We start from the raw sequence: 22,536 nt of genomic DNA, 5'->3' as shown, positions 1-22,536 counted from the left end.
TCTCGTTTAGTTCAAATTAAACCAGAGTCACTTTAGCAAATTTACGCTTACCGACTTGGAACACAGCGCTCACGCCCGCCTCAAAGACTTGACGAGTATCAGTCAGCTTTTCACCATCCATTTTCACAGCGCCTTGCTTAACCATGCGCATGCCATCAGACGTAGAACCTACTAAACCTGCATTTTTAAGTAAGTTAGCAATCGCTAGGCCTTCACCAGCTTCAAGGTCTAGCTCATCAATATCTTCTGGCATCGCGCCTTTTTGGAAGCGGTTGATGAACTCTTGATGTGCTGCATCAGCTTGTGCTTGGTCATGGAACCTTGCAATGATTTCTTTTGCTAAAGCAATCTTCACATCACGCGGGTTCTGACCATTAGTAACATCTTCTTTAAACTGGGCAATTTCTTGTAATGGACGGAATGAAAGCAGCTCGAAATAGCTCCACATTAAATCATCTGAAATAGACATGATTTTGCCAAACATTTCATTCGCAGGCTCACTCACACCAATATAGTTATGAGCAGACTTAGACATTTTCTTAACGCCATCAAGTCCAACTAATAGCGGCATCATAATGACTGATTGCGGCTTTTGCCCTTCCGCTTTTTGTAGCTCACGGCCCATTAATAAATTGAATTTTTGATCGGTACCACCCAATTCTACATCTGCCTTTAATGCGACAGAGTCGTAACCTTGTAGTAAAGGATACATAAACTCGTGAATAGCAATTGACTGGCCGGCTGCATAACGCTTTTTAAAATCATCACGTTCCATCATACGTGCAACAGTTTGCTTAGAACCTAGACGGATCATACCAGCAGCACCTAATGGCTCTAACCAACTTGAGTTAAACTCAATGCGAGTTTTGGCTGGGTCAAGGATTTTGAAAACTTGCTCTTTGTAAGTCTCAGCATTTGCAAGTACATCTTCACGAGTTAACGGAGGACGAGTATTATTCTTACCACTTGGGTCACCTACCATTCCGGTGAAGTCACCAATCAAGAAAATAACCTCATGACCTAGCTCTTGAAAAGCACGTAACTTATTCAAAATAACAGTGTGGCCTAGGTGAATATCTGGAGCGGTAGGATCTGCACCTAGCTTAATTCTTAAAGGACGCCCTTCTTTAAGTTTTTCTAGCAGCTCAGACTCGACTAATATTTCGTCGGTACCACGTTTAAGTTCTGCTAACACTTGGTCTAAATCAGCCATTTCGGCACCTACTCCTGCAGCTTTAAAAAAATAAGAGGCCTATGTTACTTGTTAGCCACATTAATTGAAAGTGTGTACACTAAGGGGATTACAACGAAAAAGAGAAATTGGTACTCAGGTCAATGGCAAAGTTAATCACTTTATTCAAATTACTGCCAAAAGCGCATCAAATTGCACTCAGTTTATTAGTAATTTTCACGATGATTATCGTGCTATTCCCCTCTGATGATGTCCAAGCCTCAAAACAAGTCACTTCTGGTAGTGTTGATATCTCTGCTCGCATTAATGCACAACACACTAATCAAGATAATACTCAGTCATCATCACCTAATAAACAGTCTGAATATTCTGTGCCACTTGCATTTAGAACGCCCACTCCGCCAGGCCAATCTCGTCGATCCACTACGTCTGAAATGACACGACAAGATACGGATACCTTAACGCCATCTAAAGACAGTAATCCTATTGCTAACCTTGACCCATTATCGGTTTCGGATAATACCCTACTATCAACCCCAAAAGACCAAGAAAACGCAGTCCCTTATCGAGAAGCTGACTTACTGTCCCATAAAAGCTATAAAGTGGCCAAAGGAGATACCTTTGGCGGACTGGCAAACCGAGCGGGATTAACACCGCGAGATGTTTATCAAATCACTCGCTTGCCAAAGTCCAAGAAAAATTTATTAAAAATTATGCCCGGTGAAGAGCTCACTGTGACAAAGGATGCTCAGGGCGAAGTGACAGAGCTGAGTTATCAGATGGATAAGATTTCCACACTGGTGATAACCAAGAACCAAGATAAATTTGAAGAAAAGGTAACGGTTAAAACCATCACCTTAGAAACTAAATTTATCACAGCCAATATAAGCAGTAACTTTTGGAATGCTGCCGCCACTGCTGGGTTATCAGCAAATCACATTATGCAACTGGCAAACATTTTTGGTTGGGATATCGATTTTGCACTGGATATCCGTAAGGACGATCATTTTGCGCTGATGTTCGAAGAAGAATACGTTGATGGTCAATTTATCGGCACAGGGAATATTCTTGCTGCTGAGTTTTACAACCAAGGCGAACGATATACCGCAGTTAGATACACTGACGGAGAATATTATTCAGAATCAGGTGATAGCATGCGTAAAGCATTCTTACGCTCTCCGGTTGATTTTAAGTACGTCAGCTCTAACTTTAACCCACGCCGACTACACCCTGTGACAGGGCAAGTGAAAGCGCACCGAGGTGTCGACTATGTTGCCGCTATTGGTACGCCAATTAAAGCTGCAGGTCGTGGTAAAGTGGTTGAGGCTAGCTACAACAAGTACAACGGTAATTATGTTTTCATTAAGCATAACGATACTTACACAACCAAGTATTTGCACTTAACCAAAAGAAAAGTAAAACGTGGCGATACCGTAAAACAAGGTCAAATTATTGGTACCTTAGGTAAAACGGGCCGCGTGACTGGCGCACACTTGCATTATGAATTTATCGTCAATGGTGTGCACCGTAATCCCCGCACAATAAAGCTGCCAAAATCACAGCCTATTGATAAAAAAGAGAAGTCACAGTTTGATGCGTTAAGTAAGCAATTAATGGCTAAAATCGAGCAAAACAAGCAATTGCATTACGCCAGTAACTCGACAAACTAGCATTCAATGCGCAGCCTTGAATCCACCTTTTATCGTAATACTAGAAGTTAATATTTACGGCGAGTATTTACCATGAGTATTGGCTGCCTTTTTTATGACTACACAGATAATGAGCATTACCATGAATGCAACGAACGCTATATCTCAGAAACAAACTCACACAACTCAAACTGACGGCAGCAACACGCAGTCGCCAGGTTACTTCATAGGGTTAATGTCTGGCACTAGCATGGATGGCATTGATGCTGTATTGGTTGACTTCTCAAATAATCATATCGAACTAATAGCAACTCATACCCTTGAAATTCCTGCTCATATATTAAATAACCTACATCGTTTATGTTCCCCAAATTCTGATGAAATTAATATTATGGGAAGAACAGATCGCGCAATGGGGTTGTTATTTGCCCAAGCAGTTAATGAGCTAGTCGACCGTGCGGGAATTGATAAATCTGCGGTTATTGCCATTGGCAGTCACGGGCAAACAATTCGGCATATGCCTAATTTAGAGCAAGGCTTTACGCTGCAAATTGGCGATCCTGAAACCATCGCCGTTGAAACCGATATTAATGTTATTGCCGATTTTCGTCGTAAAGATATTGCTTTAGGTGGACAAGGCGCACCGCTTGTTCCAGCATTTCATCATGCCAGCTTTGCTCAGAAAGATTGTCACCGCTTTATTCTCAATATTGGAGGCATAGCGAACATTACTTACCTCAATGGTGACAGTGAAGCAGTCATTGGATTTGATACAGGCCCAGGTAATACCTTGATGGATGCGTATATTAATCAAGAGTTACAACGCCCTTTTGATGAATCAGGACAATGGGCAGCTTCTGGTAACACCGACCCAGCGTTTCTAAAGCAACTTTTATCTCACCCCGACTTCGCATTGGATTACCCTAAAAGTACGGGCCGGGAGCTATTTAACCAAGCATGGCTTGAACAGCAATTGGCTAACTTCTCTCATCTACAACCTGCTGATATTCAGTCCACGCTACTTGACTTAACCTGTCACTCTATTGCTAACGACATTCAAGCCATTGCTAAAAATGGAGAAGTGTTTGTCTGCGGTGGTGGCGCTTTAAATTCAGAGTTAATGAAGCGACTTAAGCAATTACTGCCTCAACTGTCACTTTCTACCACCAGCGACATTGGTATCGATCCTAAATGGGTTGAAGGAATCGCTTTTGCTTGGCTCGCAATGCGCCATGTATTAGGAAAAACCGGGAACTTACCCGCAGTGACAGGAGCAAAACGAGCTGCGATTTTAGGTCATTTTTACAGCGCTTATTAACCATTACCTTCATTCAATAACATGATGCAGCGACGAATGAAAATACATCGCTTCAGCCTTCCCATTTTCATCACTCAAGCTCCCATCAATTTATCAATGATGTTCAATTGAATTTATAAAGGTTTACTGCTTAACTCTTTGTGGACGTTAATTGTGTTTTAAACAGCAGTATTCAATTTTTATAAGGACATTTAAATGAGTATTCAGCAAAAAATGTTAGCAGAGTTCATTGGTACTTTGTGGCTCGTATTAGGAGGTTGTGGTAGTGCCGTTATCGCTGCGGCATTTCCGGATGTCGGCATTGGGTTATTAGGTGTTGCCTTAGCATTTGGGTTAACCGTTCTTACGATGGCCTTTGCAATTGGTCATATTTCAGGGTGCCACTTAAACCCAGCTGTATCTTTTGGATTATGGGCAGGCGGTCGTTTCCCGACTGCGGAACTAGCACCATATATCCTTGCCCAAGTCGCGGGGGGGATTGCTGGTGCAGGGGTGTTGTTTTTAATCGCGAGTGGTCAAGATGGTTTTAGTCTTGCAGGTGGGTTTGCATCAAATGGATTTGGCGAACATTCACCAGGCGGTTATAGCATGACATCCGTGCTGATCACAGAAGTGGTCATGACCTTATTCTTTTTATTAATCATACTTGGTGCGACAGATGCACGTGCTCCAGCTGGCTTTGCTCCCATTGCCATAGGTTTAGGCTTAACTTTAATCCATTTAATCAGTATTCCTGTTTCTAACACATCTGTAAATCCAGCTAGAAGTACTGGTCCTGCGCTTTTTGTTGGAGACTGGGCATTGTCGCAGTTATGGTTATTCTGGGTTGCGCCAATCGCTGGGGCGATTCTCGCTGGTATGATCTTCCGCTTTTTTGAGCAACCCGCTGAGCATTAGTATATTGAGTGAGGCTATATCTATCAAAGAGCACCGAGTGTGCTCTTTTCTTTTTCAATTTAGCAGTCAATGTTATCATGACCCAATTGCGTTACTGTACGCCACATTTGCGACACCTTGTTATGAGAGCCAACCATGAGCAGCAAAATGAAATCAATTGCCGACCAACTTAATATGACCCCTGAAGCACGCTATGACTATTTAGTTGAGCAAGTTAAACAAGAACAACAAATCTGGAGCCTGCAAGATCAAGATGGCTGTGTCATGCTAACAACAGAAGATGAAGATTGTATCCCGATGTGGCCTTCTGAAGAAGCGGCAAAACTTTGGGCTGTTGAAGAGTGGAAAGATTGTGAACCACTATCAATTCCATTAAGTGAATTCCAACAACGTTGGGTGTCTGGTATGGAAGAAGATGACCTATTTGTTGCCGTTTTCCCCGTTCAAGAAGATCTGGGGGTTGTTATCCCACCTTATGAACTTGACCAACGTTTAACGCCAAAGAAACAAGCTAAACACTAATCGAGTTTTATCATTTACGCTGTAGCTGGCTAAATGCTCAATCAGTGCACTTATAATGAGGATTTATGAAGCGTGCTTAATAAGCTTAGTTTTTAATGCCCTCAGCCGTTGCAGCGCAAATGATGAAGTAAAACAAGGCGTAACTGTCGAAGTAATAAACAAAAGAATAATAAACAATAAAGTTAAGGCGTTATGACTGATAATAAAAACAACCCTCAACAAGAAACTGAACTTAACACTGACAACCGTACGTCTGATCAACTTTCAGAAGTGACAGACAGCGCACCAGCACCTCAAGAGCAAAACAAACCTCTCTTTCCTAAGCGACTCATCGCGTTAATGTGTGTGTATGTTATTACCTCTGTCAGCGGTTTGATGGCTCAACAAGGGGTTTTATTATGCATATTGACCTTGATGATGGTGCTAGGTGTTGCGGGTAGACAAAAAGCTGCACTTTATATGCTGCGAGCCTATGCCATATTACAACTCGCGTTATACAGCGCTTTACCAGCCATCATGTATGATCCCGATAATATCGTTGCAGGCCCCACGACTGTTGATTTTGGATTTATGCAAATGGTGTTATCTGACTGGGTCATCTTTACAGTTTTAATCGTACTTGCATTAATACAGGTATGGATAAGTTTTGATAAAGCAGTTTTAAAGTGGTTCAAACCTAGAATGAACTTTAATATTATCAGCTAATAACAGCTAAACCCTGCCATTCAGATATGAAAAAAGCCGTCTTTAGACGGCTTTTTTATGACTCGTAAACTGTTAAAAGCTTAAACCGAGAAGCTCGCTCCACAACCACAGGTGGTTGTTGCATTAGGATTTTTAACGAAAAAGCGAGAACCTTCAAGGCCAGAAGTGTAATCAACTTCGCCCCCAACTAAGTATTGAAGACTCATAGGGTCGACAACCAGTTGAACTCCTTGCTTTTCAATCGTGAAGTCACCTTCGTTCACTTTTTCATCGAAAGTAAAACCGTATTGAAAACCTGAACAACCGCCACCTGTTACATATACACGAAGCTTTAATTCAGGGTTCTGCTCTTCTTCTAACAGTCCCTTCACTTTCGTTGCCGCAGCGTCTGTAAATTGAATTGGCATTGCTGCATCTGTTTGTTCAGTCATTACTACCTCTTACTTCAGTTTCAGGTCGGAATTATCTATTACCTGACTAATTTGTTCAAGTATTACTCTTAGTTCTTTTTTAGCTTTCTAGTAACTCTGCGATCTCAAACGTTTGCTCAATACGTCCCCCTTTCACTCCTCGGGTTGCATTGACTTGAACGACAGCTTTAATTCTCTGTAAATCAAACCCTTGAGGTAAGCTAATCTCTGCATCAAACATTTGGAAGTAACGAAAACCAAAATTAAACTTTTCAATGTCGAGATCATTTAATGAAATTTCAATTTGTTCATTATCTTGAACACCAACAAGAACCACATCAGCCACACCCTTCACGCTATTTTTACGTTTTTGTAGCTGAGTTAAAATCAAGCGTAATTGATAACGGTTTGGCAATAAACCTTTAGAAAGTTCAAGACCATGAATGGCAATGCCATCGACTTCTTTCTCCGGTGACATCAAGCTGCGATAAAATGCCAACTCTTGCTCTAGGTTTTTCTGTTTCTGAATTTGTTTACTGAACATTTGCTTCATATTTGCATTGGCTTCTTTTTCAATCGCTAATGCCATTTCAAGGCGAGAAACCACATGGGATTGACGTTTAAGTTCAGTATTTAGGCTAGTGATTTCTGCCGATGCTTGCTCTGGTTCCACCACCTCAGCAATAAACACCGTGTGGCTTAACACTCCAATAAGAAAGCTCACGGCAATGAGTGCAGTTAGATATAAGCCAGACGAGCGAAATTTACGTTCTTGAACTTGCAAGCGGTCAAGCAAGCGATGATAATTTAGCATTAGGTAACAAGCCCTTAATAAAATACAATGACAACAATTCGCCCTTAAATGGATCTTAGGCAATACAGTGCAAATTAAGATAAATAAAGCCGCTATTATTCACGCCAAAGCTGCGACACGCAAATATCTTCGTAATGATTTGAGAGATAAGCTTTCTCAAGCGAAGATTAGTGCGCAACTTTGCGTCATAGCACTGCTATTTGCCATTATTGCATCTGGGGTCATAATCCTATTTCGGCTTGCGCTGGGTTGGGCTCAAGAACACACCATTCCAGAAGCAACAGATTTTTCAAGCGCTGTAAGTGATTGGCGAACTTATTTGCCTATTGTTGGCGCCTTACTCATATGGGTTGTGGCAGGCATTGGTTCAAAGCGGTACCGCCGAATGGGCATTGCTTATGTACTGCATCGTTTCAAGCTACATTATGGCAAAGTGCCGCTTCAATCGGCTCCTGGACAGTTTTTTCAAGCGCTCATTGCTTTAATCGCCAACTTCTCAGTGGGTAAAGAAGGCCCAGCGATTCACCTAGGAGCGACCAGCGCGAGTTACCTTGCTGAAAAATTCAAGCTTCCTGATAACAGTGTACGTATTATGTGCGCTAGCGGTATTGCTGCTGGTATCGCCGCCATTTTTAACGCTCCATTGGCTGCCGTGTTATTTGTATTTGAAGTCATCGTCCGTGAATACAAAATCCATTATTTTTTCCCCATTATGTTATCAGCAATTTGCGGAGCACTTTCAAGCCAACTGGTGTTTGGTAACATCCACGAATACGATCTCATTACGGTGACTCGTATCCCGCTTGATCATTACCCCATCCTAGCGTTAGGGGGCATCGTACTTGGCTGCGCAGCCGCAGGGTTTAATCATTCATTATTAAAGATGACGGCAATTGGCCAACATTGGCCACTTATTTATCGCTTAATGATAGCAGCAAGTGTCACAACGCTTATTGGACTGTTCTTGCCTCAAGCGCTCGGCTCTGGTGATTTAGCGATTCAAGCAACCATTATTGATAATCCGAGTTTACTGTTTTTACTCGCACTATTAGTGGGTAAAATTATTGCCACTATTGCTGCAATAGGCTTTGGCATTCCTGGTGGTTTAATCGGCCCCCTTTACGGGATTGGCGCGCTTATTGGGGCAATACTCGCACTAGTAAGTGCGATATTTTTTCCATCTATTGCACCATATGTGGGGCTATATACCGTCATTGGCATGACTGCCATGATGGGCGTATGTCTCAGTGCACCTTTAGCTGCTTTAGTTGCACTATTAGAATTGACCAACGACGCCTCAATCATCCTTCCTGCAATGTTTGTGACCATTCCTGCATTTTTGATTGCCTATCAGGGCTTTAATACCAGCTCGGTCTTTTTAAAACAGCTGGATATTATGGGGCTTGGATATAAAGTCCCACCGGTGAATCAAGGATTACAGAAAAAAGGCGTGCGTGCTTTGATGGATAGACGTTTTGTTATCGTCAATGATAATGACGATCTATTGCTAGAAGTCATGAAACGGGCAGAAGGCAGACCGGTATTAGTCAGAAATGCAGAATCTCAAATTCAAATGTTGAGCCTTGAAATGCAATCCTTTGAAGATTCAACCACCTTGTCACGCCATGTTATGCAAGGATTTCCAGATACTGCCACTCTCAATGAAGTATATGAGTTGCTGTCGATTAAGCGTCGTGGCGAAGTGTATATTTACCGAGACAATAATCAGCATATTGTGGGGGTTATTAGCTGGGCAAACCTCTGGCAAGAAATCCGCTCAGGTCAGGTGTAATCAGTATATCAAAACACTGAGTTACTCTAAGTTCATCGTCATTGCCTATTGTTCTTATATGGCTAATCTGTGTTATGTCTAAAAAGTGATAAATAATCATTAGCGAGATTTAATATTCATTCACTCTCTGTTAAAATCTCGCCTCAGCCACCCTACATAACCACAGAATAAATAGCCCTATTTATTCTCCTAATAATTGGAAATCAGGCTGATGACACAGTTTAGCGGTTCTCACATTCTTTCAGTTAATCAACTGGATCTTGATGCAATCAATACTATTTTTAATGTCGCTGAAGACATGACGCCTTACGCTTTACGAGAAAAGCGCACTAAGGTGTTAGACGGTGCAATTTTAGGTAATTTGTTTTTTGAACCTAGCACACGTACCCGAGTCAGTTTTGGCTGTGCATTTAACTTACTTGGCGGTCATGTTAGAGAAACAGTCGGGATGGGCTCATCATCTTTATCTAAAGGTGAGTCGTTATACGATACCGCAAGAGTGTTATCGACATACTCCGATGTGATTGCAATGCGTCACCCTGAACCTTTTTCAGTAAAAGAGTTTGCCGAAGGCAGTCGAGTACCGGTCATTAATGGTGGTGACGGTTCAAACGAGCATCCGACTCAAGCACTACTGGATTTATTTACCATCCAAAAAGAATTAAGCCATCATGGACAAGATATCAGCGGAATGCATATCGCGATGGTTGGTGACTTAAAACATGGGCGAACTGTGCATTCTTTATCACGGTTACTTTGCATGTATAAAGACATTCAATTCACATTAATTTCCCCAACTGACCTAGCAATGCCTGACTATGTGATCAGTGACATTGAAAATGCTGGTCATAAGATCACAATAACAGATCAGTTAGAAGGTAATTTACATCAAGCTGATATACTCTATCTGACTCGTATTCAGGAAGAACGCTTCCCATCACAAGATGAAGCGGACAAATATCGCGGTAAGTTTAGATTAAACCACAGTATTTACACGCAACACTGTAAATCCAATACTGTGATTATGCATCCATTACCTCGTGACTCACGCGCGGCAGCAAATGAATTAGATAATGATTTAAATAGCCACCCAAGTCTGGCCATATTCAGACAAGCGGACAATGGGCTACTTATTCGAATGGCACTTTTTGCGTTAACGCTTGGTGTTGAAAACGAGTTAAAACAACACGAGTGCCCAGTTAATTGGTATTCACGAAAAGCTGATAGATAGTCAGCTGAAGAAATTAGAAGGATTTCACATGACCCGCTCAGAAGCGCTTTTTGAACAAGCAAAACAAACCATCCCTGGTGGCGTAAACTCACCAGTCCGTGCCTTTAATGGTGTTGGTGGCTCGCCACTATTCATCGAAAAAGCTGATGGTGCTTATATTTACGATGCTGATGGCAAAAAATATATCGACTATGTTGGTTCTTGGGGCCCGATGATTTTAGGCCACAACAACCCGCAAATCCGCCAAGCAGTATTAGAAGCGGTAGAGAACGGTTTATCATTTGGTGCGCCAACTGAACTTGAAGTTAAAATGGCTGAAAAAGTTATTGAAATGGTGCCATCAATCGAACAAGTTCGTATGGTCAGTTCTGGTACTGAAGCCACAATGAGTGCGATTCGCTTAGCACGTGGTTTCACCAACCGTGACAAAATCTTAAAGTTTGAAGGTTGTTACCATGGTCATGCTGATTGCTTATTAGTTAAAGCTGGCTCTGGTGCTTTAACCCTTGGTCAACCAAGCTCTCCTGGTATTCCTGAAGACTTTGCTAAGCACACACTAACCGCGGTTTATAATGACTTAGACTCAGTTAGAGCTATCTTCAATGAACATCCTGAGGCTATCTCTTGTATCATTCTTGAGCCTGTTGCTGGCAACATGAACTGCATCCCTCCTGTTGAGGGCTTCCTTGAAGGCTTACGTGCAATTTGTGATGAGTTCGGTGCATTAATGATCATTGACGAAGTCATGACGGGTTTCCGCGTATCTAAAAGCGGTGCACAAGGCCACTACAATGTGAAGCCAGATCTTACGACGCTAGGTAAAGTGATTGGCGGCGGCATGCCAGTCGGTGCTTTTGGTGGCCGTAAAGATGTGATGCAGTACATTGCTCCTACGGGCCCTGTGTATCAAGCTGGTACGTTATCAGGTAACCCTATTGCCATGACTGCGGGTCTAGCGCAAATGGACGCATTATGTCAGCCTGGCCTTTACGAAGAATTAACCGCTAAGACCAAGCGCATTGCTGAAGGCTTTAAAGCGGCTGCTGATAAGCATGGTATTCCATTAAGCATTAACCAAGTGGGCGGTATGTTTGGTTTCTTCTTTACTGAAGACACAAACCCAATCACCAGCTTTGACCAAGTGACTCAATGTAACATGGATCATTTCCGTCATTTCTATCACTTAATGCTTGATGAAGGCGTTTACTTAGCACCAAGTGCTTATGAAGCTGGCTTCTTATCTATGGCTCACGGTGAAGAAGAGCTTGAATTAACACTTGCTGCTGCAGATAAAGCATTTGCTGCATTAAAGGCGTTATAACCCTTTGCTTGAGCGATGAGTTAAAATAGAAAAAAGGCGCATTATGCGCCTTTTTTATTTTGCTAAATCTTGCTGATTCACAAGTCATTCAGGTAAATGATTATATCGCTGGCACCTTGAACTGCTCACCATCAATCTCAAGTACAACATCTCTTGGTCTAATTTCGATGACCTTTAACTTGCCTTTAATACTGTCACCTTCTTGAAGCTCTTTACCGTCAACATTCAACCAACGATTTTCTGCTGCAGAAGAATACACATGGGCCTGAATAGAAAACTCTGGCACTTGTAGTTGCACACTGGCAGGTAATTGACCATAGCGAGGGATTTCATCTTTTTTCGGCTCTGGGATCGGGTCAAGCTTTTGTTCTGTCACAGGTGCATTCGCTGATTGCTCATATTCAACTTCTTTTAAAGCAGCTTCAAACGCTGCCATTAAGTTATTGGAATTATCTACAACATTGGCATTTTCATCTGGGGTGATTGACGCCTGTTGTGGCGCTTGAGCTTGTTGCTCAAAGTTGACATCACTTGCCGCAGCACTCACTTTTAATTTCAGAGCATCTAAATCTGAGGCGGTTTTGTAATTTGAGTTTGCACCAAGAATAATTGCATCTTCACCATACAGTGCTTGCAGCTCAGCAGCCGTTAACGGAATGTCATTGTTGGCAGCATTAGCGCTAGGTGATTCATTAAGACGAGTTTCCACTTGAGCAGCTCTTGATACCGATGCTGCAAGCGTTTCTGTTGATGAGTTTGATGTGGTCTCTCTTGGTACAGCTCGAGATTTTGCTGGTGCAGATAAACTTGGCTCTGCTTGACTCGCCGTCACAACGCCTCGATTATCATTCAACCGATAATCATAGACCACATCAGTCACAGACTGTTCTTCTCTCTGATTTACCGCCTGTCTTGAACGATATTTAGGTTGGTTTAGCGGCTTTGCAACTGGTAAAGCCACTTTATTAGCGATTCTAATTTCAGCTTGCTTTTCTTCAGCTGAATTAACGTTAACTTGCGCGCTTGTAACACGAGGCGTGCCGGACACATCAGGCTTTAACAACTTTGCCAGTCCCCACGCTGCCAAAATACCTATTATAATGACCGCAATTAATAGTAAATATTTAACCCAAGATTTAGCAGCGCCAACTTGCTGGTAATTTGCCCTTGGAGTTAATACTGCATCAGGAAGCTCACCCATTTGTTGCTGTTTTTCTTTCGTCACAGCATCTAATAAAATAGACATTAACTACGTCCTGATCTTTGAGTTAACCTTGGCCCTTGCTGGCTCAGATACAGGTTAAGTTGCACTAATGTTTGATTCCCAGCAATACCATCAGCCTTTAGACCATGCAATCTTTGAAAATCCATCAAGGCTTGCTCTAGAGTAGAATCAAAATCATTCACTAATCTTGCCGTTCTATGCTCTATCAATGCCAAACTGTTCTCTAACCATTGTATTTGAGACAAGCTCGATGTGCGGCTAATTTCTCGAGGCAATGTGCTGTCTGAGTGCCATAACAGTTCAAAGGTGCCACTGAAGTATCGATTAAACCAGTCTTTACTCACCCACAATTGTTGTTCACTGAGTTGCAGTAAAATTTGTTCACCTTCTCTTGCAACCACAACTCCGTAAAAAGGCTGTGCTTGTTGATCTTGAAGATATACAACTGCTGGGTAATTTAACCTTGAAATACTATTCCAATTGCCTTGCTGCTGATGACACATTAAGCCTTGTTGCTTCGCAGCCTGACAAGCGGTTAGCCCGATAATGGGTTGTTTATCCCACAAGGCAAACAAACCCGCGAAGGCATTATCAATACTGCGGCTTTGAGACATAGCTGCTCGTAATATGGTTTGATTACCGCTTGGCTGTCGAGCTGACTCGCTTGATTGAGTTTGAGGAATTGACTGTTTAGCCCTTTCACCACTCGAAGACATATCTGATGAATGGCCAATAAAGAAGTATAAAGATGAGCCAAAAGCTAACACTAAAGAAGCTGCAATAATCATCGGCCATTTATTTGAACTTTCAGTGGGTAAATCACCTAAAACTTCGGCAGCTGCTAGCTTAACCATATGGTGATCAATCGGCACTTTAGATTGGCCATAACCCGCCATTAAAGCTCTTTCACATAACAGATTGGTTAATCTAGGGATCCCGCCACTGAATTTATGCAATGCTTTACACGCTTTTTTGGTAAATAACGGTTCAAAACGTCCCGCTACTTGTAATCGGTGCTGAACATACAATTGAATTTCTTCAACTGTTAAGGGTAATAAATGATAACGCGCTGTAATACGCTGTGCTAATTGACGGAGTTCTTGTCGTTTTAATAATTGCTGCAACTCAGGCTGACCAATTAATATGACCTGCAATAGTTTTTTGGTGTCCGTTTCTAAATTTGTTAACAGGCGCAGTTGCTCAAGTACCTCAGCACGAAGATGTTGTGCTTCATCAATAATCAACACTGTGTTGCGATTATTTTGATGATTATTTAGCAAATACTGACTGATTAAATCTGTTAACTGCTTAATGGATGGGTTCTCACCATAGCTAATACCTAGCTCATCACATAAGGTTGCCAACAATTCTTGTTCAGTCAGCGATGGGTTAAGAATAAAGGCTGTATCGGTATTTTCAGGAATCTGTTTCAGCAAACAACGTGATACTGTCGTTTTCCCTGTTCCAACCTCACCCGTTAATAATACAAAGCCACCCGTCTCACCTAGTCCATAGGTCAGGTGCGCTAAGGCCTCTCTGTGACGATCACTGAGAAACAAATAATGCGGGTTGGGTGCGATTGAAAATGGATTATCATTTAATCCATAAAATGCTTTATACATCTGGCCAAAAATCCTTATTTAAAACTGACGGCTCACGTTATAGCTTGCGCTGATACTTGTCAAAATTTAGCCGTAGAAATGTTACTCGTGATAAGCTTTAGGTATAAAATTATAATGACGAAGCCAGTAACACAACCAGCTTCTATTTATCTGTTTCATTATCATACTTTGGATATGTCACTTTATGAAAACCTATCTTGTGGGCGGCGCTGTACGTGACTCACTTTTATCACTTCCTATCAAAGATAAAGATTTTGTCGTTGTAGGCAGTACCGTAGAGCAAATGTTTGACTTAGGCTATAGCCAAGTAGGCAAAGACTTTCCTGTTTTTTTACACCCTAAGACTCAACAAGAATATGCGTTAGCACGAACTGAGCGAAAAAACGGACAAGGTTATGCAGGCTTTAGTTGTGATGCCAACCAAAACGTGACATTAGAAGAAGACTTACTCAGACGAGATTTAACGATTAATGCGATGGCTCAGGATGAGTCAGGTAACATTACCGACCCTTATGGTGGCCAAAAAGATATTGAAGCGCGTGTCCTTAGGCATGTATCAAGTGCATTTATTGAAGATCCGTTAAGGGTATTAAGGGTTGCCCGATTTGCCGCTAGATTTGCTCATTTAGATTTTGACATCGCGAGTGAAACAATGGCATTGATGACTCAGATCACCGAGTCTGGCGAACTTGAATTTCTCACCCCTGAAAGAGTATGGCAAGAGGTAGATAAAGCGTTATCAACTGAACGACCTGAAGTGTTTTTCCAACAACTTAGAAAGTGTGGCGCTTTAGCGGTTTTATTCCCGGAAATCGATTGCTTATTTGGCGTTCCACAACCTGAAAAATGGCACCCTGAAATCGACAGTGGTATTCATACTATGATGGTATTACAGGCAGCGACGAAACTGAGCACTAATAAAGCAATACGTTTTGCAGCTTTGGTTCATGACTTAGGTAAAGGCATCACACCAAAAGAGTTGTGGCCTAAGCATCATGGTCATGGCCAAAAAGGCTTACCTATTATCAAAAAGCTATGTCAGCGCCTTAAAACACCCAATGAATTCAAAGAGCTTGCACTATTGTGTAGTGACCAACATCAAAATATACACAATGCTGATGAGCTAAGGCCTGAAACCATTATCAAAATTTTTGATAAAGCAGATTTTTGGCGTAAACCACATCGCTTAGATGACTTATTAATTTGCTGCCAAGCGGATATTCAAGGCAGAACGGGGTTTGAAAATGCTGATTACCCTCAAAGTGATTACCTGAAAAAGTGTTTCATTCTTGCACAAGAAGTCAATGTACAAGAGGTGATTAAAGCAGGCTTTCAAGGTAAAGAGATCAAACAGCAATTATCGGTTCGAAGAATTGAGGCAATAAAGCAATTTAAGCAAACTTTGCAAGCCCAAACTTAGTACCTATGGCGCCTTGATGTATTCTTTCAATGAATTCAATACCTAAACTAATCAGCTAAATGTTGAAGCCATTAAAATCTGAATCTGGTGCCGTTTTAAGCAGTTTTAGCCTAAATGATAAGTAAATATGCTTCAATCCATTAGATTTACGATGTTTTTTGTCACTTTTATTGTTATTTGGTATAGCAAAATTTAAAAGCTGTGACATAATTAAACGGCTGCTGGGTATTGTACCTCAGCAATTTATACAACCTATAATGAAGGGATTTTCCATGAACAAGAAAGTATTAATGATTGCTGGTGTTGCTATGACTGCTCTTTTAGGTGGCTGTGCTAACACTACTGCTCTTGAAGAAAGTGTTGCTAACCTAGGTAACAAAGTAGATCAACTATCTGCTGAAGTTAGCTCTTTAAAATCTGATCAAAGCAAAATCGCTGCTGATGTTAAAGATGCAAAAGCTGCATCAATGGACGCACAAGCAGAAGCTAAGCGTGCTAACGACCGTATCGACAACATGGCTTCTTCTTACAAAAAGTAAGAATACATGAAAATTAGCTTATTTATTTAGGTTGATTATTAAGGCTTGATAATACTGATTTGACTTAACCGTCATTGAATATTTCAAGCCTTAATTGTTTCTAGTACGACATCTTTTATGCTATTTCACTCATCTTCACTAGCAGTAATTCAATAGTAACAACATAACCTTATCAGCGCTTCTTTAGGTGCAATAACACATAATCAAACTCTAGTTGCTCAAAGCTTGTTTGTTTAATTTGATGCGCCAACTCGTCGTTTACTCGCCAGCTAAGGTTATTCATATCTAATAAAGTAATTGCCTGTTCACCCGATACATCTGCATTGAACTTAATCTCAGTTGAATTAATTATTTCAACATCTTTCGGTAGATTGAGTTGCTGCGGTTTTTCAAGCAAATTTTGATAGATTTTTTGCTTCAGCTGCCATAAATGTCTCGCGCCTGGTACCAGTAACAATAAAGCGCCATTTGCCTTTAACACTCGTAAACATTCTTTACCTTTTAGCTGCGCCTCAAAAACAGTCACAATATCTATTGCGTCAGATTTAAAAGGAAGCTTTTTAAACGGTGTTAACAATAAATTTGCTGGAGTGCTATCTTTACTCGCTGCAAATAAGGCATTGTCCGCCTCAGATACGCCCCAATGTGTAACATTATCTTCAGCTTGTACTGATATTGTTGATAGTGCTCGAATATAAAAACCATCATTACACTGATAATTCAGATGATTAACTTCGTCTTTGCCTTCCGCTACGTCAGAAAATACGCTCGATACTTGTTTAACTAACGGCGATAAAATACCTGATGCCTTCAAAAAACGTTTTGCTCTAAGCTGCTGCCTACTCTCGGAACTGCCTTTAAATTTAGGCGATGTGACAAACGACCAATAGCCTTGAGCATTTTTATCAATGTGATGTTTGTTATTGCAATAATAACCTTGAGATTGCTCATGTAACTGCAGCGATTCAGCACAAATCGGGCAAACTAATATTGAATCCATAACGAGAAAACATCCTTACAGTGGCAGTATTGGGTATGAGTTTTTCGAAGAAAAAGTGTAGGAAACAAAAAACGGGTGCTAGCACCCGTTTTTCAAGATAGCTTATTTTACAGGAAAATAAAGCCACATAATACGGCGCCTAGCATTAATCGATACAACACAAATGGTGTCATACCAATCTTACTAATGATTTTTAGGAAGAAGAAAATACAGGTATATGCAGCAACAAAAGAAACGGCAACGCCTAATAGTAATTCAGTGTAATCCATGGTGAGATCGCCAGAAATCACGTCTTTACTCATTAAAATAGCCGCACCTAAAATGACAGGAATAGACATTAAAAATGAAAAGCGAGCCGCTGCGTCGCGATTAAGACCTAGCATCAATGCTGCGGTAATGGTGATACCAGAACGTGAAGTACCCGGAATAATTGCCATAGCTTGCGCGAAGCCGATTAATAACGCTTTACGCCAACCCGTTTGATATTCAGTGAGTTCATTACGAGCCATTTTATCACCTACCCATAAAAGCAGACCAAAAATAACCGTCGTAATAGCAATCACACCAGGGCCACGTAAGTAAGTCTCAATTAAGTCTTTTGCCATGAAGCCAAAAAATACCGCTGGAAGCGTCGCTAGAATAATCCACCAAGCTAATTTACTGTCATCGGTGTGAACACCTTTCGTTATACTGGCAATCCAGGCTTTCAACATGGCCCAAATCTCTGTTCTAAAGTAAATCACAACAGCCAACAATGAACCTATATGCACTGCAACATCAAAGGCTAAGCCTTGATCTTCCCAGCCTAAAATCTGCGAAGGTAAAATAAGATGAGCTGAACTTGAAATGGGTAAGAACTCTGTTAGCCCTTGAATAAGCGCTAAAAAGATAACCTGAAGCGTTTCCATGTTGTTCCTTTAAATATAATTAACGAGTCAGTATTGCTGGAAAGTCAAATTCTACAGGCCAGATGTTCTGACTCGTTTTATCGTACTCTTCCCACAATGACTGGTATGTTTTAGTGTTTTTTGGATGCTGTAAACTCGGCGCAACTTCTGCAAGCGGCCATAATACAAAGGCATTATAAAGAATTTCACCACGGGGAAGCTCAATTGGAAATTGGCAAACCTCGTTGTCATAGAGCAGTAAATCGATATCTAAACTTCGCGGACTAAATTTTTTCTCGCCACGAATACGTCCATTTTGTTTTTCAATACGTTTAAAAGTGGCAACCACATCCGCAATACTCATTTCAGTATCTGCTGCAGCAACCATATTTAAAAAGTTAGTGCCATTAAAGCCCACAGCTTCACTTTCAAACATTCTTGATAGGGTTAATTGACCAAATTGTTCGTGTAGGTCAATTAGTCCCGACTGCATGTGCTCAACAGGATCAATGTTGGTGCCCAAGCTGATATAAATACGTGCCATTAACTCATCCGAAATTATACAGAGCGATTATGAATATTTGATTAATTGAAACATGTTAACTGTCAATTAAATGTGATTATTACTTAAATAAAGTCCATTAACGATGGACATCATATATGACCACGTTCAATGACTACGCCGACTGATTTTGCCGTTGGTACTGCACCCGGTTTCATAACAGCGACCTTTACCCACAAAACATTAAATTCATTGATTAAACAATTAGCGACCATTTCAGCAACGGTTTCAATCAACTCTATCGGCTTTTCAGTAATTAGCGCAGTTAAACGATTAGAGACAGTTTCATAACACAGAGCATGTTGATAATCGTCTGAAGCGGCAGCCAGTTTGTTATCCCAAGCCATATCTAAATCTATCAGTAATGTTTGGTGTATTTTCTTTTCCCACTCATAAATACCGATAACAGTTTCAACTTTTAGTTCGCGTATTAATACTTTATCCATGTGAACTCCAAGGTTTACACGTCTTTTCATAAATATTTCAGCTGAAAAGGCTGAAAATTAACTCAAATAGCAGTTATTATAGATCTCGCCTTTTTCCTAAGCGATTTACGCAGTAGGATAACGGCTGTAATCTTTGAACGTGTCACGATGTAACAGAGCGTATTAACCCAATTATCAGGTTACGTCTCAAGTGAAATAAATTAATGGGCGATGATACCCTAAGAAGTGAAAGGAAACCAATTTGAGCGCAGTTACAATCACTATTTTGATGATTATAACCGCCTACTTAGCCGGTTCTATCTCAAGTGCAATTCTCGTATGTAAATTACGTGGTTTGCCAGATCCCCGCACGGAAGGCTCGGGGAATCCAGGCGCAACAAATGTGCTCAGGATTGGTGGTGCCAGTTCAGCGGCATTAGTGTTATTTTTTGACATGCTCAAAGGAGCAGCCCCAAGTTATTTTAGCTATGTGCTAGGACAAGATGCCGTTTCGTTAGGCTTAATAGCTATTGCAGCCTGTTTAGGCCATATCTACCCGATATTTTTTAATTTCCAAGGCGGTAAAGGTGTTGCTACAGCATTTGGTGCTATGGCACCGATTGGCGGGGATTTAGCATTATGTTTAATTGCCACATGGATAGTCTTTGTCTTTTTGACTCGTTATTCATCTCTTGCAGCTATCTTAACCGCCATACTCGCTCCCGTTTATACTTGGTGGCTTGATGACAGGTTTACCATTCCTGTTGCTATGCTGTCACTGCTAATTGTAATTAGGCATAAAGACAACATAAAGCGCTTACGTATTGGTGAAGAAAGTAAGTTATCGAGAAAAAAGAAAGCATCAACTGAACACAATTGATTTAACCCCCTTCACACTGGATAGATAAAAAATCAAATAAAAAAACCTAAGCCGTAGCTTAGGTTTTTTTACAGGTACTTTAGCCGCTTACATTTAAAGCACCAAGCCTATTACACGTTATAAATATTAAATGGCATCTAACGTATCTAAGGGCCAGCGAGGCTGACCTTTCACTTCTAAATCTTCAGTTTGTCCTGCTTTTAGGCGCTGTAGACCAGCGAAAGCAATCATAGCGCCATTATCGGTACAAAATTCACCACGCGGATAAAATACCTCACCATTGAGCTTTGTCATCATAGTCGCGAGATTTTCTCTTAAACGAGTATTGGCGCTGACTCCACCTGCGACGACAAGTCGGTTATAACCGGTTAATTTAAGGGCTCGTTGACATTTTATCGCAAGCGTATCCACTACCGCTTCTTCAAACGCACGCGCAATATTAGCACGTGTTTGTTCATCATCAGGCTCGGCAGCAATTGTATTGGCAGTAAATGTTTTCAAACCTGAAAAACTGAAATTTAAGCCTGGTTTGTCTGTCATTGGTCTTGGGAACTTGTAACCCGCTTCGACACCTTTTGATGCAAGCTTAGCTAAGCGAGGTCCGCCAGGATAATCCAGCCCCATTAATTTAGCGGTTTTATCGAACGCTTCACCTGCCGCATCATCCACTGATTCGCCTAACACTTCGTATTGGCCGATACCATCGACCTTAACAAGCATCGAGTGTCCGCCAGATACCAATAAAGCAAGAAAAGGAAACTCTGGCGCATCATCTTCAAGCATTGGCGCAAGTAAATGCCCTTCCATGTGATGTACGCCAATCGCAGGTTTATCCCATGAATAGGCTAAAGAGCGACCAACACATGCCCCCACTAATAAAGCACCAATTAAGCCAGGGCCTTTGGTAAAGGCAATACCATCAATGTCATCGACCGTTGAATTGGCCTCTTTTAACGCTTGCTTAATTAATGGGACAATTTTACGAACATGATCTCGTGAGGCTAACTCAGGTACAACGCCGCCATAATCAGCATGTAACTTTACTTGACTATATAAAGCATGTGATAACAATCCTTGCTCGTCATCAAACACAGCAATTCCTGTTTCATCACAAGATGTTTCAATACCTAAAACCCGCATAGCAGCTCATCTTCCTAAAAATGTAAGGGCGGCAATTCTACCTCTTGATGAGAGGTTATTCCAGTCATCAAGGGACTAACTGCAAAATATGACAAGCCAATTACACAAAGTCGCCCATAAAGGGGGTTTACAAAAGCATCATTATCGGTGTAGAATTTCGCACCATTTTAAATAGCCTTGGTTAATCTACCTTTGATGGTAGTGCCAAATTAACTACACCTAAGGGGTGATGGCGTATGCCAATTATTAAAGTACGTGAAAACGAACCATTCGACGTAGCTCTTCGTCGTTTCAAGCGCTCTTGTGAAAAAGCAGGTATCTTAGCTGATGTTCGCGCTCGTGAATTCTACGAGAAGCCAACTTCTGCACGTAAGCGCGCAAAAGCTGCCGCTGTTAAGCGTCTAGCTAAGAAGCTTTCTCGCGAAAACGCACGTCGCGTACGTTTATACTAATCTCATTATGAGCCTAGTTGAACAGCTAAAAGACCAAATGAAAGAAGCCATGCGTGCCAAAGATAAGGCACGTTTGGGGACTATTCGTATGGCATTGTCTGCCGTTAAACAGATTGAAGTGGATACCCGCGAAACTCTGACTGACGAACAAACAATAGCCGTTTTAACCAAAATGGTAAAACAACGTCGCGATTCTATTGCTCAATATGAGTCAGCAGGTCGCCCGGAGTTAGCAGCATCTGAAGCAGAAGAGATTCAAGTTATTGAAACTTTCTTGCCTTCTCCTTTAACAGAAGAAGAAGTTGCGGCAATTATTGATGAAGCTATCGCTCAGGTAGGTGCATCATCCGTGGCGGATATGGGCAAAGTAATGGGAGCATTAAAATCTAAAGTTCAAGGTCGTGCAGATATGGGTGCCATTGGCAGCCAAATTCGTGCTAAATTAAACTAGTTAAATTTTAATGTTGAATAAGCCGTGCATTATTGCGCGGCTTGTTTGTTTTATCTACATGGTAATGCGAGACCTATAGCAT

General features: G+C 41.3%; 23 protein-coding genes. 13 read left to right on the top strand and 10 right to left on the bottom strand.

The genetic code is table 11. The features are described 5' to 3' along the window. Positions 1–16 precede the first annotated feature (16 nt). Positions 17–1,213 (bottom strand): tyrosine--tRNA ligase, encoded by a 1,197-nt coding sequence (gene tyrS, locus A9267_RS09745; protein WP_055024233.1) that lies wholly within the window; start codon positions 1,211–1,213, stop codon positions 17–19. A 122-nt stretch (positions 1,214–1,335) separates the two neighbouring features. On the opposite strand from tyrS, the gene A9267_RS09740 reads away from it, so the two are divergent. From A9267_RS09740 to A9267_RS09720, 5 genes are all read left to right on the top strand, one after another. Continuing rightward, on the top strand, positions 1,336–2,862 hold the full coding sequence (locus A9267_RS09740) for a peptidoglycan DD-metalloendopeptidase family protein (protein ID WP_065109024.1): 1,527 nt from the start codon (positions 1,336–1,338) through the stop codon (positions 2,860–2,862). A 121-nt stretch (positions 2,863–2,983) separates the two neighbouring features. After that, a complete protein-coding gene (locus tag A9267_RS09735) occupies positions 2,984–4,159 on the top strand; it encodes an anhydro-N-acetylmuramic acid kinase (protein WP_082972328.1) in 1,176 nt (391 codons plus the stop codon). 195 nt (positions 4,160–4,354) lie between these two features. Then, the gene (gene aqpZ / locus A9267_RS09730; RefSeq protein ID WP_055024235.1) at positions 4,355–5,056 is read left to right on the top strand and encodes an aquaporin Z; all 702 of its coding nucleotides are present in this window, start codon (positions 4,355–4,357) and stop codon (positions 5,054–5,056) included. A 135-nt stretch (positions 5,057–5,191) separates the two neighbouring features. Then, positions 5,192–5,578 (top strand): DUF2750 domain-containing protein, encoded by a 387-nt coding sequence (locus tag A9267_RS09725; protein WP_055024236.1) that lies wholly within the window; start codon positions 5,192–5,194, stop codon positions 5,576–5,578. Between the two features lie 192 nt (positions 5,579–5,770). Continuing rightward, positions 5,771–6,283, top strand: coding sequence for a hypothetical protein (locus A9267_RS09720; protein ID WP_231919070.1), 513 nt, complete (start codon positions 5,771–5,773; stop codon positions 6,281–6,283). A gap of 80 nt (positions 6,284–6,363) precedes the next feature. Here A9267_RS09720 and erpA read toward each other — a convergent pair whose 3' ends face one another. Together erpA and A9267_RS09710 are read right to left on the bottom strand one after the other, a co-directional pair. Then, positions 6,364–6,714, bottom strand: coding sequence for an iron-sulfur cluster insertion protein ErpA (erpA, locus tag A9267_RS09715; RefSeq protein WP_055024237.1), 351 nt, complete (start codon positions 6,712–6,714; stop codon positions 6,364–6,366). 79 nt (positions 6,715–6,793) lie between these two features. Then, the gene (locus A9267_RS09710; RefSeq protein WP_231919069.1) at positions 6,794–7,507 is read right to left on the bottom strand and encodes a DUF6776 family protein; all 714 of its coding nucleotides are present in this window, start codon (positions 7,505–7,507) and stop codon (positions 6,794–6,796) included. Between the two features lie 67 nt (positions 7,508–7,574). Between A9267_RS09710 and A9267_RS09705 the strand changes: the two genes are divergently transcribed. The 3 genes from A9267_RS09705 (at position 7,575) to hemL (ending at position 11,851) form a co-directional block, all read left to right on the top strand. Further along, positions 7,575–9,299, top strand: coding sequence for a chloride channel protein (locus A9267_RS09705; RefSeq protein ID WP_065109023.1), 1,725 nt, complete (start codon positions 7,575–7,577; stop codon positions 9,297–9,299). Between the two features lie 211 nt (positions 9,300–9,510). Next, positions 9,511–10,530 carry an aspartate carbamoyltransferase gene (locus tag A9267_RS09700; protein WP_055024240.1) on the top strand — a complete coding sequence of 340 codons (1,020 nt, stop codon included), beginning with the start codon at positions 9,511–9,513 and terminating at the stop codon, positions 10,528–10,530. Positions 10,531–10,558: 28 nt separating this feature from the next. Next, positions 10,559–11,851, top strand: coding sequence for a glutamate-1-semialdehyde 2,1-aminomutase (gene hemL / locus A9267_RS09695; RefSeq protein ID WP_055024241.1), 1,293 nt, complete (start codon positions 10,559–10,561; stop codon positions 11,849–11,851). 100 nt (positions 11,852–11,951) lie between these two features. Here hemL and A9267_RS09690 read toward each other — a convergent pair whose 3' ends face one another. Both A9267_RS09690 and A9267_RS09685 read right to left on the bottom strand, forming a co-directional pair. Next, a complete protein-coding gene (locus A9267_RS09690; protein ID WP_065109022.1) occupies positions 11,952–13,097 on the bottom strand; it encodes a general secretion pathway protein GspB in 1,146 nt (381 codons plus the stop codon). After that, positions 13,097–14,698 (bottom strand): ExeA family protein, encoded by a 1,602-nt coding sequence (locus tag A9267_RS09685; protein ID WP_065109021.1) that lies wholly within the window; start codon positions 14,696–14,698, stop codon positions 13,097–13,099. The genes A9267_RS09690 and A9267_RS09685 overlap by 1 nt, the downstream gene beginning before the upstream one ends. 184 nt (positions 14,699–14,882) lie before the next feature. Between A9267_RS09685 and A9267_RS09680 the strand changes: the two genes are divergently transcribed. Continuing rightward, complete coding sequence (locus A9267_RS09680) at positions 14,883–16,118, top strand: multifunctional CCA addition/repair protein (protein WP_055024244.1); 1,236 nt, start codon at positions 14,883–14,885, stop codon at positions 16,116–16,118. A gap of 272 nt (positions 16,119–16,390) precedes the next feature. Beyond that, positions 16,391–16,657, top strand: coding sequence for an Lpp/OprI family alanine-zipper lipoprotein (locus A9267_RS09675; RefSeq protein WP_055024245.1), 267 nt, complete (start codon positions 16,391–16,393; stop codon positions 16,655–16,657). A 172-nt stretch (positions 16,658–16,829) separates the two neighbouring features. Here the strand turns inward: A9267_RS09675 and A9267_RS09670 are convergent, their stop codons facing one another. From A9267_RS09670 to folB, 4 genes are all read right to left on the bottom strand, one after another. Next, positions 16,830–17,657, bottom strand: a complete 828-nt coding sequence (locus A9267_RS09670; RefSeq protein WP_065109020.1) for an SAM-dependent methyltransferase — start codon at positions 17,655–17,657, stop codon at positions 16,830–16,832. Between the two features lie 107 nt (positions 17,658–17,764). After that, a complete protein-coding gene (locus A9267_RS09665; protein WP_055024247.1) occupies positions 17,765–18,565 on the bottom strand; it encodes an undecaprenyl-diphosphate phosphatase in 801 nt (266 codons plus the stop codon). 19 nt (positions 18,566–18,584) lie between these two features. Then, positions 18,585–19,088, bottom strand: a complete 504-nt coding sequence (gene folK, locus A9267_RS09660; protein ID WP_055024248.1) for a 2-amino-4-hydroxy-6-hydroxymethyldihydropteridine diphosphokinase — start codon at positions 19,086–19,088, stop codon at positions 18,585–18,587. A 110-nt stretch (positions 19,089–19,198) separates the two neighbouring features. After that, positions 19,199–19,552 carry a dihydroneopterin aldolase gene (gene folB / locus A9267_RS09655; protein ID WP_055024249.1) on the bottom strand — a complete coding sequence of 118 codons (354 nt, stop codon included), beginning with the start codon at positions 19,550–19,552 and terminating at the stop codon, positions 19,199–19,201. 241 nt (positions 19,553–19,793) lie between these two features. On the opposite strand from folB, the gene plsY reads away from it, so the two are divergent. Next, complete coding sequence (gene plsY, locus A9267_RS09650) at positions 19,794–20,411, top strand: glycerol-3-phosphate 1-O-acyltransferase PlsY (RefSeq protein ID WP_055024250.1); 618 nt, start codon at positions 19,794–19,796, stop codon at positions 20,409–20,411. A 126-nt stretch (positions 20,412–20,537) separates the two neighbouring features. On the opposite strand, the gene tsaD is transcribed toward plsY, so the two are convergent. Continuing rightward, complete coding sequence (gene tsaD / locus A9267_RS09645; protein ID WP_065109019.1) at positions 20,538–21,551, bottom strand: tRNA (adenosine(37)-N6)-threonylcarbamoyltransferase complex transferase subunit TsaD; 1,014 nt, start codon at positions 21,549–21,551, stop codon at positions 20,538–20,540. 236 nt (positions 21,552–21,787) lie between these two features. On the opposite strand from tsaD, the gene rpsU reads away from it, so the two are divergent. Both rpsU and A9267_RS09635 read left to right on the top strand, forming a co-directional pair. Then, complete coding sequence (rpsU, locus tag A9267_RS09640; RefSeq protein WP_055024252.1) at positions 21,788–22,003, top strand: 30S ribosomal protein S21; 216 nt, start codon at positions 21,788–21,790, stop codon at positions 22,001–22,003. Between the two features lie 7 nt (positions 22,004–22,010). Beyond that, a complete protein-coding gene (locus A9267_RS09635; protein ID WP_065109018.1) occupies positions 22,011–22,454 on the top strand; it encodes a GatB/YqeY domain-containing protein in 444 nt (147 codons plus the stop codon). Positions 22,455–22,536 lie beyond the last annotated feature (82 nt).

Source organism: Shewanella sp. UCD-FRSSP16_17 (genome assembly GCF_001675935.1).
In the GTDB taxonomy this organism is placed as follows: Bacteria; Pseudomonadota; Gammaproteobacteria; order Enterobacterales; family Shewanellaceae; genus Shewanella; species Shewanella japonica.
Note: the sequence above shows the minus strand (reverse complement) of the source record. Positions and strands in the feature narration are given on the sequence as shown.